The organism is Steroidobacter sp., from assembly GCF_016790065.1.
Classification (GTDB): domain Bacteria; phylum Pseudomonadota; class Gammaproteobacteria; order Steroidobacterales; family Steroidobacteraceae; genus Steroidobacter.
On sequence record NZ_JAEUPY010000375.1, the window covers coordinates 1 to 14,650 of the forward strand.

Consider the following 14,650-nt stretch of genomic DNA (forward strand, 5'->3'; position numbering starts at 1 on the left):
GATGCCGGCCACCGACGCTCCGAGCTCTTAGCAACCGGCAATGCTGGCCACCGACGCTCCGAGCTCTTAGCAACCGGCAATGCTGGCCACCGACGCTCCGATCTCCGAGCATCGGCAAAGGCTGCGATAATCCCGTCATCACCAGGCACGAACATCCCCACAACAACATGATCAACTCCCTCTACCCACTCATTCGTCCGCTGCTCTTCTCCATGGAAGGCGAGCGTGCTCATGAAGTGACCTTCTCCATGCTCGAGACCGCTCACTCGCTGGGCATGCTCGGTACGCATGAGTCGAAGCAAGAGGAAGGCGTAACGCTGATGGGCCTGCGTTTTCCAAACAGAGTCGGTCTGGCCGCAGGCCTGGACAAAAACGCACGTCACATCGACGCACTCGGAGCATTGGGTTTTGGTTTTATCGAAGCAGGCACGGTGACGGCACAGCCACAAACCGGTAACGCCAAGCCTCGCTTGTTCCGACTGCCCGAAGCGAACGCGCTCATCAATCGCATGGGCTTTCCCAACGAAGGTGCCGATGCGATCGCACCTCGTCTGGCGCAAAGAAAGTTCCGAGGACCCTGCGGTATCAACATCGGCAAGAACGCAGCGACTCCTTTGGAAGATGCCGCGCGAAATTACGTCGAATGTTTTCGTGTCGTCGCGCCTCACGCCGACTATGTAGCGGTGAATGTGTCGTCGCCGAACACGGCGAACCTGCGCCAACTGCAGCAGGTCGATCAGTTGCGTCCCATTCTCGATGCGCTGCTCGAAGCTCGAGTGCAACTCAGCTCAAGCTCCGGCAAGTCGCTGCCGATAGTGGTGAAGGTGTCGCCCGATTTGGCGAGCGAGGATCTGGTTGCCATCGCTCGGTTGGTTCGCGAGTTGCGGATCGACGGCGTGATTGCGACCAACACCACCATCACTCGCGACGTGGTGAAGGGTGTGCCGAACAGTGAGCAGCAAGGAGGGTTGAGCGGTGCGCCGATGCGTGCTCTGGCACTGCAGGCGATTCCGACGTTGCGGCAGGAGTTGGGAAGCGATGTGCCGCTGATCGCAGTGGGCGGTATCGATTCAGGTGCAGCGGCAGTTGCTGCCTTGCAGGCAGGTGCAGACCTGATTCAGATCTACACCGGCCTGATCTATCGCGGTCCGAAGTTGGTCACAGAGATCTTGGCCGCGGTCCGCGCCTTCAAGAACGGCGCATTTACAAAGTCTTGACGCCAGTCGGTGAGCCCAGGATCAACACATCCGCCGGGCGGCGCGCGAACAAACCGACAGTGACCACGCCGGCGAGCTGATTGAGCTCGCTCTCCATCGCGACCGGATCGACGATGGCCAAGCCATGCACGTCGAGGATTTGATTGCCGTTGTCGGTGACGAAGCCTTCGCGATAGACCGGTTGTCCCCCCAAAGCAACCAAATGCCGGGCGACATACGAGCGCGCCATCGGAATCACTTCCACCGGCAAGGGGAACTTGCCGAGCACGTTCACCAGTTTGGATTCGTCGGCGATGCAGATGAAGCGCCGCGATGCGGCGGCAACGATCTTTTCGCGGGTCAATGCACCCCCGCCACCCTTGATCAGGCGTCGGTGAGCATCCGACTCGTCGGCGCCGTCGATGTACAGGTCCAACTCGCCGGTGGTGTTGAGGTCGAGAACGTCGATGCCATGACGGCGTAAGCGTGTCGTCGAGCGCTCGGAACTGGAGACTGCGCCTCGAATGCGCAGCTTTTGCGCAGCCAATGCGTCGATGAAAAGATCGACGGTGGACCCGGTGCCGATGCCGAGGATGGCGTCCTCTTCGACATGGGTGAGGGCGGCGAGGGCGGCTTGCTGCTTCAGTTGATCGGCGTTCATGGGTGAGGGCGCAGTGAGTCGGTGGACGGAAAGGCCTATATTCTTAGTATTTTTGAGGGTCCGGAAACGACTGTGCCCGCTTTCGCGGGCACAGTCTTCATCATCGTCTACTCAGAAGAACTTACTTCTTCTTGGCGGCCTTTTTCTTGCCAGCCTTCTTCTTCGCAGACTTCTTTGCTTTCGTTGCCATGATACTAGATCTCCATGTCGAGTTAGTCCGGGCGCAGTATATACATAAATTAAAAATGGCAAGCAAGAGGCGCGTGCAATTTTGTTGTGCCCGTTCTCATCGCAACCCTCATCTCGACCTCGACATGACCCTCATCATGACCCTCATCGCGAGTGTGCGAGCGACTCAGACGAGCGCTTCGATGAAGTGCCACTCGCTCTTGGTCACCGGTGTGATCGACAGTCGATTGCCGCGTTTGAGTACCACCATGTCCTTGAGCTTACCGGCGGCATGCTTACGCAGCTCATCGAGCGAGAGTACCTCGTCGAACTTCCGGACCAGCTTCACATCGACCATGGACCAGCGCGGCTCGTCCGCTTTGCTGGCGGCATCGTAGTGATCGTGCTTGCTGTCGAACTGCGTGGGATCCGGATATGCCTCGCGTTGTACGGTGGCAACGCCTGCAATTCCAGGCACTTCGCAGCTGGAGTGATAGAAGAACACCAGATCGCCTTTGCGCATCTCGCGCATGTAGTTGCGCGCCTGGAAATTGCGCACGCCGTCCCAGCCGGTGGTGCTGTTCTTGGCGCGTGCCAGATTGTCGATGCCGAACACGGACGGCTCGGACTTCATCAACCAGTAGTTCATGACGACTCCATCGAGGTGCTAATCAGAATGCTTGAAGTAGTGCAGACCGCGTTCAGTCAGGATCCCGTCCAGCGGCACGTCCCAGCGATCCGGTTGTAGTTGAGTGGTGCGTTGGCATTCGTAACCGACCCCGAGCAGCTTGGGACGGCGCCAACGGCGGCCTTCGCGCAGATGATGCAGGCTGCGATCGTAGTAACCGGCGCCGCTGCCCAAGCGCCAACCGCGCGCATCGAATGCGACCAGCGGCAACAACACCAGGTCGAGACGCCGTACCGAAATCAGTTCGGCATGGCGCGGATCGGGTTCGGCGATGCCGTATCGGTTTACGCGCATCACGCTATCGGCTGCGTAACGCACGAAGCGCATGCGACTGTGACGAAAGTGGGTGATGACCGGTAAGTACAGCAGGCAGCGACGGCGGCGAGCGAGATCGATCACGTGTCGCAAGTCCGCCTCGTGACCGTAGGCGAAGTACAGCGCGACCCGCCGGCCCGGTTGAAGCAGCGACTTATTGCTGAGGATGCGTGCGAACTCGCGATGCGCTTCGGCACGCTCGAGGGGTGACAAGGCGCGTCGACGTTGACGCATCTGTCGACGCAGCTGCTGGCGATCCAGCAGCGACGTGGAAGAAGAGGAGGCGCTACCCGCCTGTGCCGTCATGAGCCATTGCTCTCGACACGGAGCAATAGGTGGGACGCAGCTGTATCAGCTAAGGCTTTCCGTTCGAGACGGACTTGCACACCGCTGCTACGTAACCGAATCCCGGGGGTATTAACGTTAGGGTCGAGAGGTAACCCGACACACGTCGAACACCGCAGGCAGCGCCATAACAAAATCGATTCTGAGTCTGCGTACCTAACGCGCATGCGCAGTCCCAAGTTCACCGTCGGAGTCATTGTACTCGCCGGTGCGGGCCAAGATCTGGGCAACGTGTCCGGTTTCAAGCCGGTCAAAGCCAAACCCGATCTTCGGCCGATACCCTACAGCGGCAGTTGCTGTCCTCGGCTCAACGCCGATTCGACACGCTCGCGCATCTGGCGCACACGCTCGCTGACTTCGCTCTCGATGGCCTCGTTACGATTGCGCTTGAGCAGTTCGTGAGCCAGGTTGAGCGCCGCCATCACCGCGATCCGGTCCAGACCGACGATGTTGCCGGCGTCGCGGATGTCGCGCATCTTGCCGTTGAGAAATTCCGCCGAATCCAGCAGCTCGGAGCGCTCTTCGGGCAAACAGGCGACCTGGTACTCCTTTTCCAGGATTCGCACACTGACGCGCACCAAACGGTCGCTCATGCGTTGTGCTCCATCGCCTTCAGGCGGCCGATCATCGCTTCGACTCGGGCGCGCACCTGCTCGTTCTTCTGCAGAAGAGTGGCGCGCTCGGTCATCATCGAGTCCTGTCGCTGCCGTAAGGCGCGATTTTCTTCCTGCAGCTGGGCCGCCAGCGCGACCAACTCATCAACGCGTCGTTCGAGCTGCTTCAGCTCCTGATCGACGGCGGCGCGCGTGGTGCCTGGGGTGGCGGCAGGGTTCATGCGAGCGATTATGCGGCCACCCCCCACCTCGGTCAAACCACCCCGCCCGTAAGTGTCAAATGCCGCCGGCATGCACTCCAAACAACGCCCAAATGAAGCCAGCCGGGCGCAGTGCTAAGATACTGACGATGCTGCAAGTCACATTCGCCGAAGTGGTGCGGGTCCTGGAAGGACTGGGTTCGTCGGTATCGGCGGCGGAAGCCCACGGTTGTCTGGTCGGCGCACTGTGCACCTCGCCGCACTATCCGATGGAACGCTGGCTCGAGGAAATCATTCCCGAGGAAGATCGTCGCAACGACGACGACAGTCAGCAGGCCTTGCGCTTGTTGTACGCCGATACGCTCAATGCGTTACGTGGCGAAAACATGGAATTCGAAGCACTGCTGCCGGATGACGACATTCCGCTCGCGAGCCGCGCCGGCGGTCTGTCGCAATGGTGCCAGGGCTTTCTATATGGCTTCGCCACCGGCGAACCGGTCAAACAGGACGAGCTGCCCGGCAACGTGAATGAAATCCTCAACGATCTCACGCACATCGGCCGCGCCAGTGTCGAGCTCGACGGCGACGGTAACGAAAGCGAAGAAGAAGCTTATGCCGAAGTCGTCGAATACGTCCGCGTCGGCGTGCAGCTGATTCACGATGAACTGCTGCCGGCCGCTGCCGCCAACCGCATCGATGCCGACGAGGACGCCGAGGGCGCCGTCGACGATGCGGATGCCGATCAGGATCCGGACGCCTCGACCCTGCATTGATCGGCCTGCATTGATCCCCTGCATCGCTCGTTAGTTGTTCGCTTTTCACACTCGCTCATGCGCAAAGACGAATTCGCACGCCGGCGCCGGCAGCTCATGAAAATGATGGGCCGCGGTGCCATCGCCATCCTGCCCGCCGTTCCGGAAAAGACGCGTAATAGCGACGTGAGCTATCACTACCGGCCCGATAGCGATTTCTTCTATCTCACCGGCTTCGCCGAGCCGGAAGCGGTGGCGGTGTTGATTCCCGGCCGCGCCCATGCCGAGTACGTGCTGTTCACGCGCGAACGCGATCCGACGCGCGAAACTTGGGATGGCAAACGCTCTGGACCGGAAGGCGCCGTGCGCGACTATGGCGCTGACGATGCGTTTCCCATCAACGACATCGACGACATCCTTCCAGGGCTGATGGAACACTGCTCGCGGGTCTACTACACCATGGGCCTGCATCAGGAGTTCGATCAGCGCGTAATCGGTTGGGTCAATACGCTCAAGACCCAGGCGCGCACCGGTGTGCTGCCTCCGCAGGAGTTCGTGGCGCTCGATCATCTGCTCCACGACATGCGTCTGTTCAAGTCGCGACCGGAACTGGAGGCCATGCGTGAGTCGGCCCGTATCGCGGTGTCAGCTCACAAGCGCGCCATGAAGTTCGCCGAGCCGGGTCGCAAGGAATACCAGGTCATGGCCGAGCTGTTGCACGAGTTCCGGATGAACGACGCCGACATCTCCTACCATCCCATCGTCGGTAGCGGTGCCAACTCCTGCATCCTGCATTACCACGAAAACTCCGAAGAGCTGCAGGACGGTGACCTGCTGTTGATCGACGCCGGCTGCGAATACCAGCTGTACGCGTCCGACATCACACGCACCTTTCCGGTTGGCGGTCGCTTCACGCCCGAGCAGCGGGCCGTGTACGAAGTCGTATTGGACGCGCAGCACGCCGCCATCGAAAAGACCAAGCCGGGCAATCATTGGAACGAGCCGCACGAAGCGGCGGTGAAAGCCATCACCCAGGGCCTGGTGAAGCTCGGGCTATTGAAGGGCAAGGTGCCCAACCTGATCAAAGACGGCGCCTACCGGAAGTTTTACATGCATCGGACCGGTCATTGGCTGGGCATGGACGTGCACGATGTCGGCGACTACAAGATCGGCGATCAATGGCGCGTGCTCGAACCCGGCATGGCCATGACGGTCGAACCCGGCATCTATATTCCCGCCGGCACCAAGGGCGTGCCCAAGCGTTGGTGGAACATCGGCGTGCGTATCGAGGACGACGTGGTGGTCACCAAAGACGGTAACGAAGTGCTGACCGCGGCCTTGGTCAAAGATGCCGACGGCATCGAAAAGCTGATGAATGCATGAGTGACTCCGCTGCGCCCACGGCTGCTTTGAACGGGGTTGCTCTGAACGTCGACGTCGCCATCGCCGGCGGCGGTCTGGTCGGCGCCAGCCTGGCGTTGGCTTTGGCGAAACTGCAATTGCGAGTCGCGCTGATCGAAGCGGCGCCGTTCGGTGCCGCCGAGCAACCCAGCTTCGACGACCGTAGCACGGCGTTATCTAACGGCAGCCGACGCATTTTCGAAGGGCTGGGCGTGTGGCCGCTGCTGGAGCGCGAGGCCACGGCCATTCGTCGCATCCATGTGTCCGATCAAGGTCGCTTCGGCTTCACCCGCATCGATGCCAAGGAGCAGGGCCTGAACGAGCTGGGCTTCGTGGTCGTCAATCGCGTGATGGGTGCCGCGCTGTGGCGACGTTTGAGCGCTGAGCCTGCGATCACCGTGCTCGCACCCGCCAAAGTGCAATCGATGCAATTGGATCGGCACGCGCAGCGGATCGAGTGTGTCCTCGACGATGGCAGTACTCGCATCGTGCAGGCGAAGTTGGCGGTGGCAGCGGACGGTGCTCGTTCCACCTTGCGGCAATCGGCCGGCATCGGCGCGAGCACTTGGGATTACGAGCAGGTCGCGCTGGTCAGCAACGTCCTGTCGCAACAGTTTCATGATCACGTCGCTTACGAACGCTTCACTGCCGCCGGTCCGTTGGCGTTATTGCCGATCACCGAAGGCCGCTTGGGATTGGTATGGACCTTTGCACCGGACACCGCCAAAGAAATGGCGGAATTGAATGACGCCGAATTTCTGGCACGACTCCAGGACACCTTCGGCTTTCGTCTCGGTCGGTTCACACGCATCGGTCGTCGACAGCTGTACCCGCTCGCGTTGACGCGTTCCGATGAATACGTGGCCGAACGCTTGGCCATCGTCGGTAACGCTGCGCAGACGTTGCATCCGATCGCCGGCCAGGGATTCAATCTTGGCTTACGCGACGCTGTGAGCCTCGCTGAGGTGCTTGCGGATGGTCAGGCGCAGGTGGGTGCAGCCTTCGATGCAGGCGACGGCATGTGGCTGCAGCGCTATCGTGAGTGGCGCTCGGCCGATCGAGGCAACATCGTGCGCTTCACCGACGGCTTGGTGAGGTTGTTCTCGCAGCCGCTCGGACCGATCAAGCTGCTGCGTAACGCCGGCATGCTGGCGTTGGATTTGATGCCGGCGGCCAAGGATGCGTTGTCGCAGTTGTCGTTGGGCGCTGCCGGTCGCGTGCCACGCCTCGCTCGCGGGGCTGACCTGGTTCAGAAATGAAAACCGGCTTTCATATTCTGGTGATCGGTGGCGGCATGGTCGGCGCGTGCGTCGCTGCGCTGGCTGCGTCTAATCGTCACTTCGCCGATCTGCGCATCGCCGTGCTGGAAGCGCAGCCGCCGACATTCCCGCCGCCCGATGCAACCGACGACATCGACTTGCGTGTATCGGCTATCTCGCGCGCGTCCGAGCGGGTGTTGAGCGAAGTCGGCGCATGGCAGCTGCTGCCACGTCAGCATGTCAGTGCCTACGACGAGATGATCGTCTGGGATGCTGCCGGCAAAGCGCGAGGCGCCGCTTCCATTCACTTTTCGGCCGGCGAGTCGGGCGAACCCAACCTGGGTTACATCGTCGAGAACCGCCGCGTGCTGTGGTCGATCTATGACAGCCCGGCGTTTCGTCAGCGGGTGACGTTGTTACGCGGTGAGCTGACCGGATTGGAATTCGAAGACGATCGAGCCGTCGCTGTGCTGAGCGACGGTCGTCGTATCGAAGCTGCGCTCATCGTCGGCTCTGACGGCGCCGGTTCGTTGAGTCGCAAGCTCGCCGGCATTCAGACAAAAGGCTGGGACTACAACCAGCGTGCATTCGTTACCCACGTTGGTACCGAACATCCGCATCAGCGGACGGCGTGGCAGCGATTCCTTCCTGACGGACCGATTGCGTTCCTGCCGCTGGCCGACGGACGCAGCTCCATTGTCTGGACCACGACGCCGGAACATGCGGAACGTCTGGTCGCCGACGCTCCCGAGCAAGTCGCCAAAGAGTTGGCGCTAGCGCTCGACGGCACGTTGGGAGCGGTGGAGCTGGCGGGTCCGCGCGGAGAGTTCCCGCTTCGGCTGACCCACGCGAATGAATACTGTCGCGAACGTTTCGTGTTGGTCGGTGACGCGGCTCATGCCATTCATCCGTTGGCCGGGCAGGGGGTGAATCTGGGTTTCCTGGACGCCGCGGCATTGATCGAAGTGTTGGCCGAAGAGTTGGATAGCGGTCTGTCGCCGACATCACTTGGCGAACGCCGTGTCCTGCGTCGCTACGAGCGTTGGCGTAAGAGCGAGAACGCGGTGGCGTTGGGATTGGTCGACGGCTTGAACAAGTTGTTCGGTAGTCGCGCCGACACGCTCGGTTGGGCGCGGCGTGCCGGCTTGAGCGTGCTCGATGGCAGTATGCTCGCCAAGCGCTTCTTGATGGGGCGCGCATTGGGTATTCGAGGCGCGGCGCCGGCCTTGGTTCGCACGCACCGCTAAACTAAGGGACGCAATCGCAAGGGGAGGCCGAGGATGCAAAGCACGCTCTTCATCCAATCCCCGCCGGTGCTGGGCAACCAGTATGGCGACGACGCCTTTTTGCGTAGTTATTTGCAGCGCCGCCTGCCGGCCGAGATGCTGGCCGAGATCGAACCGTCGTTATCGGCGTTGGGCGAATTGGCTGGCGGTGAGTTGTATCGCTTGCAGCTCGCCGACCGGCTCAACGAACCCAAGCTCACCCAATGGGATGCGTGGGGCAATCGCGTCGACCGTATCGAGGTCACTGCCTTGTGGCAGCGGGCGGCAGAGATTGCGGCCAGCCATGGTCTGATCGCCATCCCGTACGAGCGGCGTCACGGTCGCTATTCACGCATTCATCAGTTCGCTGCGGTTTATCTGTTTCATCCGTCCTCGGATGTCTACACCTGCCCATTGGCGATGACCGACGGCGCGGCCCGCACGTTGAGTGTTTCCGGCAACTCGGCGCTGACGGAGCGCGCGGTTGGACGGTTGACCAGTCGCGATCCGGCGCAGGCGTGGACCAGCGGACAGTGGATGACTGAGTCGACCGGCGGTTCGGACGTGGGCGCGTCGCTGACTCGGGCGGTTCTCGATGAGTCTGGCTGTTACCGACTGTTTGGCAAGAAGTGGTTCACCTCCGCCATCAGCTCGCAGATGGCGCTGACTTTGGCGCGGCCGGAAGGTAACGGGCCGGGCGGCAGCGGACTCGCGATGTTCTACGTCGAGACCCACAACGACGACGGCAGCTTGAACGGCATTCGGGTCGAGCGGCTCAAGGACAAACTCGGCACTCGCAAAGTGCCGACCGCCGAGCTGACATTGGACGGCGCGCGTGCCGAATTGGTCGGCGATACCCGGCACGGCACACGGAACATCGAACCGATGCTCACCGTAACTCGCGCCTGGAACAGCGTGACTTCGGTAAGCTTCATGCGCCGGGCGCTGACTTTGGCGCGTTCGTATGCAAGTCAGCGGCGCGCTTTCGGTGCCCGATTGGAAGAGCTGCCGTTGCACGTCGATACGCTCGCCGGGTTGGAAGCGGAAACGCGGGGCGCATTCTTGCTGGCGTTCGAGCTGGTGGAATTGATGGGGCGGCAGGAGGCGGGCGAACTCGACGACTCCCAAAAGGCACTGCTGCGGACCATGACGCCCATTGCCAAGTTGCTGACTGCCAAACAAGCTGTCGCCGTTGTGAGCGAATGCATTGAAGCGTTCGGCGGTGCCGGTTATGTAGAAGATACCGGTCTGCCGGCCTTGTTACGTGACACGCAGGTGTTGCCGATTTGGGAAGGAACCACGAATGTATTGGCATTGGACGCCGTGCTGCGCGGAGAGCTCAGTGTCGGCTTGCCGGCCTTGCGACGGCGCATCGAGCAAGCTCAGGATTTACCGGGAGGGGACGCTCGTCTGGCGGCTGCCGGCCGGCAGGCGACCGCGGCAGTCGAGCATACGATGCAGTGGCTGAGTCAGAATGACGACCCGCGACGGCTGCAGGCTCAGGCACGTAGAGTGGCGATGACGTTGGGACGCGCGTTGCAACTGGCATTGCTGGTCGAGCATGCCGGCGTCACTGCAGCGGCTAGCGACCTTGCCGCCGCCTGCCGGTTCGCCGCCGCGCCCTTGGATTTGCTCGTGGCTATCAACAGCGAAGATTCCGCCCGCCTGATCGAATGAACAATCGTCACATCTATGTGCTGTCAGCGGTGCTGGCGCTGATCGGCTTGGCGCTGTTCGCGTACAAGTCGCAAGTGCTGGGCTTTCCGTTGCAGGCGCAGGAGACGACACGCGTCTGGACGGTGGAGGCGGCGGTGCGCTTCGATCCGGGGCCGGCGTCGGTCAAGGCGACGCTACGCATTCCCAATCTCACGCCGGGCTTTTCCATCCTGGACGAGAATTTCATTTCGCGCGGTTTCGGTCATGCGACGCGGATTGCGCCAGCGGGTCGTGAGTCGCAGTGGACGTTGCGCCAGGCGAGCGGACCGCAGACGCTGTACTACCGCGCTCAGGTGTATCGCGACCCAACCCGCATCGCCGAAGACACCACGCCGCCGTTTCCGGAACAGCCGGTGCTCGACGAGCCGTCGCGTATCGCCATGGAAGGGTTGATCGCCGAAGTGCGGCGTCAGTCGGCCGACGTGGCCAGCTTCACCACCGAACTGCTTCGTCACATCAACCACGCCGAGCGTGATCCGTATGTGAGCATGTTCAAGAGCCGGGGCAGCGCGCCGTCGGACGAAGCCAAGCTGGCGACCATCTTTCTAGCCGGCGCTCAGATTCCAGCGCGCATCGCGCACGGCGTGCAGCTACGCAATGTGCCGGGGCCGGTGCAATCCCAGCAGTTGCTGGAGGTACACGACGGCGTGCAATGGCTGTACTTCAATCCCAAGACCCTGGAGCAGGGCTTACCGCCGGAGTTCCTGATCTGGTGGCGCGGCGACGATCCCATCGCCAGTCTGGAAGGCGGCGGCAATCTGGATGTGAGCTTGGCAGTTCAGCAAAACCTGCTCGACTCGCTGGTGGTCGCCGAGCGTCGCGCCGAGCTGACCGGTTCGCACGCCATGGACTTCTCTTTGTTCGCGCTGCCGATCGCCACCCAGGCGGTGTACGCGGTGCTGATGATGATTCCCATCGGCGCGCTGGTGATCATGTTGTTGCGTAACTTCGTCGGCGTGAAAACCTTCGGCACCTTCATGCCGGTGCTGGTCGCACTGGCGTTCCGCGAGACGCGGCTGCTATGGGGCCTGGTGTTGTTCGCGATCATCGTGTCGTTGGGCTTGTTGATCCGGTTCTATCTGGAAAAGCTGCGCTTGTTGCTGGTGCCGCGTTTGACCACCGTGCTCACCGTGGTGGTGTTGTTGATGGCCGGCATCAGCGTGCTCAGTCAGAAACTGGAGCTGCAGCCCGGCCTGTCCATCGCGCTGTTCCCCATGGTCATTCTGTCGATGACCATCGAGCGCATGTCCATCGTGTGGGAGGAGCGCGGTGCCTCCGAAGCGTTACAGGAAGGCATCGGTAGCTTGCTGGTGGCGGCAGTGGCCTACGTGATCATGGGCATTCCCTGGCTGGAACATTTGATTTTCGTGTTCCCCGAGCTGTTGTTGCTGGTGATCGCCGTGTCGCTGTTGGCGGGTCGTTACACCGGTTATCGCTTGCTCGAATTGCGTCGCTTCAAGGCGCTGCTGCCGACGCGGAGCGCGCCGTAATGTTCGGGCGCTATCGAGGACTGAGCGACGAAGGAGTGCTCGGACTCAACAAGCGCAATGGCGATTACATTCTGCGGTTCAATCCGCGGCGGCTGTATCCGCTGGTCGATGACAAGCTCAAGACCAAGCGGCTGGCGCTAGCGGCTGGGATCGCGGTTCCGCAGCTGTATGGCGTGATCGAAACTCAACATGACATCCGGCGGCTGCCGGAGATCGTGCGCGATCATCCCGAGTTCGCGTTGAAGCCGGCGCATGGCAGTGCCGGCGACGGCATCGTGGTCATCAACGGTCGCAGCGCCTCGCGCTATCGGACCATCAGCGGCACGTTGCTGGACGACGATTTCCTGAATCATCACTTGTCCAATGCCATCAACGGTCAGTTCAGTCTGGGCGGCGTGCAGGACGTGGTCATCGTCGAATACATGGTGCACTTCTCGCCGTTGTTCGAACGGATCAGTTTTTTGGGCGTGCCGGATATTCGGGTGATCGTGTATCGGGGCTATCCCATCATGTCCATGGTGCGGTTGCCGACGCGAGCATCGCATGGCAAAGCGAACCTGCACCAAGGCGCGGTGGGCGCGGGCATCGATCTCGCCAGCGGCGTGACTTTGGATGGCGTGGTCGGCACGCAGGTGGTCACTCACCATCCCGATACCACTCATGCCATTGCCGGTTTGAAGGTGCCGGACTGGGACACGATTCTGGATATCTCAGCGCGCTGCTATGAGCTGACCGGCATGGGCTACATCGGCGTCGACATCGTGCTCGATCGCGATCTGGGGCCGCTGGTGCTGGAGCTGAACGCACGGCCAGGGTTGGCGATTCAGATCGCCAATCGGCAGGGCTTGCTGCGTCGTTTGAAGATGTGCGATGAGCGCGCCAACTTTGACGCCCCTGCCGCCGAGCGCATTGCTTTCGCTCAACAGGAGTTTCGGCATCCGGTCGGGCCGGTGCTGCCCATCGAAGCAGTCGCCAGCGTTGCGTAACTAGGTGCGCGGTAACGCGTCGACCTTGGCGGCGCAGATGAAGTCGTTGTGGGACAGTCCGCCGATGGCGTGAGTGTTATAGGTCATCCGGCAATAGCCGTAGCCGACTTCCAGATCGGGATGATGATCCTCGGCATTGGCGAGGTGCGCGACCGCGTTCACGAAGCTCATCGCGTGATAGAAGTTACGAAACTTCCACTCGGCCCGGATGCTCTTGCCATCCGCCGCCAATTTCCAAACATCGTTGAGCTGGGTCAGCAACGTCTGTGCTTCCGCCAGCGACAACGGCGCGATGCCGCCTTCACAGGGTTTGCAGCGTTGCTCGAGCAGCGACGTCATGCCGACTCCCGCTTGGCGTAAGTCTTGGCGATGTAGTCCTCGACCAAGGACTGGAACTCTTCGGCGATGTGATCGCCCTTCAACGTCGGGCCTTTCTCGCCGTCGACATAGACCGGCGCCACCGGCCGTTCGCCGGTGCCGGGCAAGCTGATGCCGATGTTGGCGTGTTTGCTTTCGCCGGGGCCGTTGACCACGCAGCCCATGACGGCCACGGTCATGTCCTCGACGCCGACATAATGTTTGCGCCACTCCGGCATTTGATGCCGGATGTGAGACTGAATCTTCTGTGCCAGTTCCTGGAAATACGTCGACGTGGTGCGACCACAGCCGGGGCAGGCTACCACCATCGGCATGAACGCGCGCAAGCCCATGGTCTGCAGGATTTCCTGGGCGACGATCACTTCCTGAGTGCGGTCGCCGTTGGGCTCGGGCGTCAACGAAACCCGAATGGTGTCGCCGATGCCTTCCTGGAGCAGCACCGCCATGCCGGCGGTGGAGGCGACGATGCCTTTGGAACCCATGCCGGCCTCGGTCAGGCCGAGGTGTAGCGCGTAGTCGCAGCGCTTGGCCAAATTACGATACACAGAGATCAAATCCTGCACGCCGCTGACCTTGCAGGAAATCACGATCTGATCCGAGCCCAGGCCGAGCTCTTCGGCGCGCTTGGCGGATTCCAATGCCGACACCACCAATGCTTCCCGCGTCACATCGCGAGCATCCATCGGGGCGGCGGACTTGGAGTTCTCGTCCATCAGGCGGGTCAGCAGGTCCTGATCCAGGCTGCCCCAGTTCACGCCGATACGCACCGGTTTGCGGTTGTGAATGGCGACTTCGATCATTTCCGCGAACTGCGGATCGCGCTTGCTGCCGCGACCGACGTTGCCAGGATTGATCCGGTACTTGGCCAAAGCCTCGGCGCAGGCTGGGTGCGCCTTGAGCAGCTTGTGCCCGTTGAAATGAAAGTCGCCGACGATGGGCACATGAACGCCCACCTTCGCGAGCCGGTCGCGGATGTGAGGCACGGCCGCGGCAGCTTCGTCGGTGTTAACAGTAACGCGCACCAATTCGGAGCCAGCCCGTGCCAAAGCTTTGACTTGGGCGAAGGTGGACTCGATATCGGCGGTGTCGGTGTTGGTCATCGATTGCACGACGACCGGCGCGGGGCCGCCGACAGTGACGGAACCGATGCGGACAGGGATGGAGGTACGTCGGATGGGGCGCATAACGGAGGCATTGTAACGCTTTGCGCAAGCCT

At 61.5% G+C, this 14,650-nt stretch carries 15 protein-coding genes and 1 other RNA gene; 8 read left to right on the top strand and 8 right to left on the bottom strand.

Translation table 11 applies throughout. From position 1 onward, the window contains the following. Positions 1 to 167: 167 nt before the first annotated feature. Positions 168 to 1,217, top strand: coding sequence for a quinone-dependent dihydroorotate dehydrogenase (locus JNL55_RS15350; protein WP_293855060.1), 1,050 nt, complete (start codon positions 168 to 170; stop codon positions 1,215 to 1,217). Here the strand turns inward: JNL55_RS15350 and rpiA are convergent. From rpiA to JNL55_RS15380, 6 genes are all read right to left on the bottom strand, one after another. Next, on the bottom strand, positions 1,204 to 1,857 hold the full coding sequence (gene rpiA / locus JNL55_RS15355; protein WP_293855063.1) for a ribose-5-phosphate isomerase RpiA: 654 nt from the start codon (positions 1,855 to 1,857) through the stop codon (positions 1,204 to 1,206). The genes JNL55_RS15350 and rpiA overlap by 14 nt on opposite strands. Positions 1,858 to 2,212: 355 nt before the next feature. Continuing rightward, entirely contained in the window at positions 2,213 to 2,674 is a 462-nt protein-coding gene (locus JNL55_RS15360; protein ID WP_293855066.1) for an EVE domain-containing protein, read from the bottom strand. 18 nt (positions 2,675 to 2,692) lie between these two features. Next, positions 2,693 to 3,292, bottom strand: a complete 600-nt coding sequence (locus tag JNL55_RS15365; protein WP_322111034.1) for a 5-formyltetrahydrofolate cyclo-ligase — start codon at positions 3,290 to 3,292, stop codon at positions 2,693 to 2,695. A 19-nt stretch (positions 3,293 to 3,311) separates the two neighbouring features. Continuing rightward, positions 3,312 to 3,498, bottom strand: a non-coding RNA gene (gene ssrS, locus JNL55_RS15370) — 6S RNA. A gap of 156 nt (positions 3,499 to 3,654) precedes the next feature. After that, positions 3,655 to 3,966 carry a cell division protein ZapA gene (locus tag JNL55_RS15375; RefSeq protein WP_116812049.1) on the bottom strand — a complete coding sequence of 104 codons (312 nt, stop codon included), beginning with the start codon at positions 3,964 to 3,966 and terminating at the stop codon, positions 3,655 to 3,657. After that, a complete protein-coding gene (locus tag JNL55_RS15380; protein WP_293855073.1) occupies positions 3,963 to 4,208 on the bottom strand; it encodes a TIGR02449 family protein in 246 nt (81 codons plus the stop codon). Before JNL55_RS15380 ends, JNL55_RS15375 begins: the two co-directional genes overlap by 4 nt. 128 nt (positions 4,209 to 4,336) lie before the next feature. Between JNL55_RS15380 and JNL55_RS15385 the strand changes: the two genes are divergently transcribed. Genes JNL55_RS15385 through JNL55_RS15415 form a run of 7 tightly spaced genes read left to right on the top strand, consistent with a single transcriptional unit; the run spans position 4,337 to position 13,056 of the window. After that, positions 4,337 to 4,960: a UPF0149 family protein gene (locus JNL55_RS15385; protein WP_293855076.1), complete on the top strand. Its 624-nt coding sequence runs from the start codon at positions 4,337 to 4,339 to the stop codon at positions 4,958 to 4,960. Positions 4,961 to 5,017: 57 nt separating this feature from the next. Beyond that, positions 5,018 to 6,322 (top strand): Xaa-Pro aminopeptidase, encoded by a 1,305-nt coding sequence (pepP, locus tag JNL55_RS15390; RefSeq protein WP_293855079.1) that lies wholly within the window; start codon positions 5,018 to 5,020, stop codon positions 6,320 to 6,322. After that, positions 6,319 to 7,599 carry a 2-octaprenyl-6-methoxyphenyl hydroxylase gene (gene ubiH, locus JNL55_RS15395; RefSeq protein ID WP_293855082.1) on the top strand — a complete coding sequence of 427 codons (1,281 nt, stop codon included), beginning with the start codon at positions 6,319 to 6,321 and terminating at the stop codon, positions 7,597 to 7,599. The genes pepP and ubiH overlap by 4 nt, the downstream gene beginning before the upstream one ends. Then, positions 7,596 to 8,846 (top strand): UbiH/UbiF/VisC/COQ6 family ubiquinone biosynthesis hydroxylase, encoded by a 1,251-nt coding sequence (locus JNL55_RS15400; protein WP_293855085.1) that lies wholly within the window; start codon positions 7,596 to 7,598, stop codon positions 8,844 to 8,846. Before ubiH ends, JNL55_RS15400 begins: the two co-directional genes overlap by 4 nt. A gap of 33 nt (positions 8,847 to 8,879) precedes the next feature. Continuing rightward, the gene (locus JNL55_RS15405) at positions 8,880 to 10,541 is read left to right on the top strand and encodes an acyl-CoA dehydrogenase family protein (protein ID WP_293855088.1); all 1,662 of its coding nucleotides are present in this window, start codon (positions 8,880 to 8,882) and stop codon (positions 10,539 to 10,541) included. After that, a complete protein-coding gene (locus JNL55_RS15410; RefSeq protein WP_293855092.1) occupies positions 10,538 to 12,070 on the top strand; it encodes an inactive transglutaminase family protein in 1,533 nt (510 codons plus the stop codon). Before JNL55_RS15405 ends, JNL55_RS15410 begins: the two co-directional genes overlap by 4 nt. Further along, on the top strand, positions 12,070 to 13,056 hold the full coding sequence (locus JNL55_RS15415; RefSeq protein WP_293855095.1) for an alpha-L-glutamate ligase-like protein: 987 nt from the start codon (positions 12,070 to 12,072) through the stop codon (positions 13,054 to 13,056). Before JNL55_RS15410 ends, JNL55_RS15415 begins: the two co-directional genes overlap by 1 nt. Here the strand turns inward: JNL55_RS15415 and JNL55_RS15420 are convergent, their stop codons facing one another. Both JNL55_RS15420 and ispG read right to left on the bottom strand, forming a co-directional pair. After that, positions 13,057 to 13,395 (bottom strand): 4a-hydroxytetrahydrobiopterin dehydratase, encoded by a 339-nt coding sequence (locus JNL55_RS15420; RefSeq protein ID WP_293855100.1) that lies wholly within the window; start codon positions 13,393 to 13,395, stop codon positions 13,057 to 13,059. After that, positions 13,392 to 14,618, bottom strand: coding sequence for a flavodoxin-dependent (E)-4-hydroxy-3-methylbut-2-enyl-diphosphate synthase (gene ispG / locus JNL55_RS15425; protein ID WP_293855103.1), 1,227 nt, complete (start codon positions 14,616 to 14,618; stop codon positions 13,392 to 13,394). Before ispG ends, JNL55_RS15420 begins: the two co-directional genes overlap by 4 nt. Between the last annotated feature and the right edge of the window lie 32 nt (positions 14,619 to 14,650).

What these genes read in the sequence shown, in the direction of transcription:
- rpiA (WP_293855063.1), bottom strand. Translation starts at nt 1,857, where the DNA reads ATGAACGCCGATCAACTGAAGCAGCAAGCCGCCCTCGCCGCCCTCACC.
- JNL55_RS15420 (WP_293855100.1), bottom strand. Translation starts at nt 13,395, where the DNA reads ATGACGTCGCTGCTCGAGCAACGCTGCAAACCCTGTGAAGGCGGCATC.
- JNL55_RS15405 (WP_293855088.1), top strand. Translation starts at nt 8,880, where the DNA reads ATGCAAAGCACGCTCTTCATCCAATCCCCGCCGGTGCTGGGCAACCAG.
- JNL55_RS15380 (WP_293855073.1), bottom strand. Translation starts at nt 4,208, where the DNA reads ATGAACCCTGCCGCCACCCCAGGCACCACGCGCGCCGCCGTCGATCAG.
- JNL55_RS15350 (WP_293855060.1), top strand. Translation starts at nt 168, where the DNA reads ATGATCAACTCCCTCTACCCACTCATTCGTCCGCTGCTCTTCTCCATG.
- pepP (WP_293855079.1), top strand. Translation starts at nt 5,018, where the DNA reads ATGCGCAAAGACGAATTCGCACGCCGGCGCCGGCAGCTCATGAAAATG.
- ispG (WP_293855103.1), bottom strand. Translation starts at nt 14,618, where the DNA reads ATGCGCCCCATCCGACGTACCTCCATCCCTGTCCGCATCGGTTCCGTC.
- JNL55_RS15360 (WP_293855066.1), bottom strand. Translation starts at nt 2,674, where the DNA reads ATGAACTACTGGTTGATGAAGTCCGAGCCGTCCGTGTTCGGCATCGAC.
- JNL55_RS15415 (WP_293855095.1), top strand. Translation starts at nt 12,070, where the DNA reads ATGTTCGGGCGCTATCGAGGACTGAGCGACGAAGGAGTGCTCGGACTC.
- JNL55_RS15375 (WP_116812049.1), bottom strand. Translation starts at nt 3,966, where the DNA reads ATGAGCGACCGTTTGGTGCGCGTCAGTGTGCGAATCCTGGAAAAGGAG.
- JNL55_RS15385 (WP_293855076.1), top strand. Translation starts at nt 4,337, where the DNA reads ATGCTGCAAGTCACATTCGCCGAAGTGGTGCGGGTCCTGGAAGGACTG.
- ubiH (WP_293855082.1), top strand. Translation starts at nt 6,319, where the DNA reads ATGAGTGACTCCGCTGCGCCCACGGCTGCTTTGAACGGGGTTGCTCTG.
- JNL55_RS15400 (WP_293855085.1), top strand. Translation starts at nt 7,596, where the DNA reads ATGAAAACCGGCTTTCATATTCTGGTGATCGGTGGCGGCATGGTCGGC.
- JNL55_RS15410 (WP_293855092.1), top strand. Translation starts at nt 10,538, where the DNA reads ATGAACAATCGTCACATCTATGTGCTGTCAGCGGTGCTGGCGCTGATC.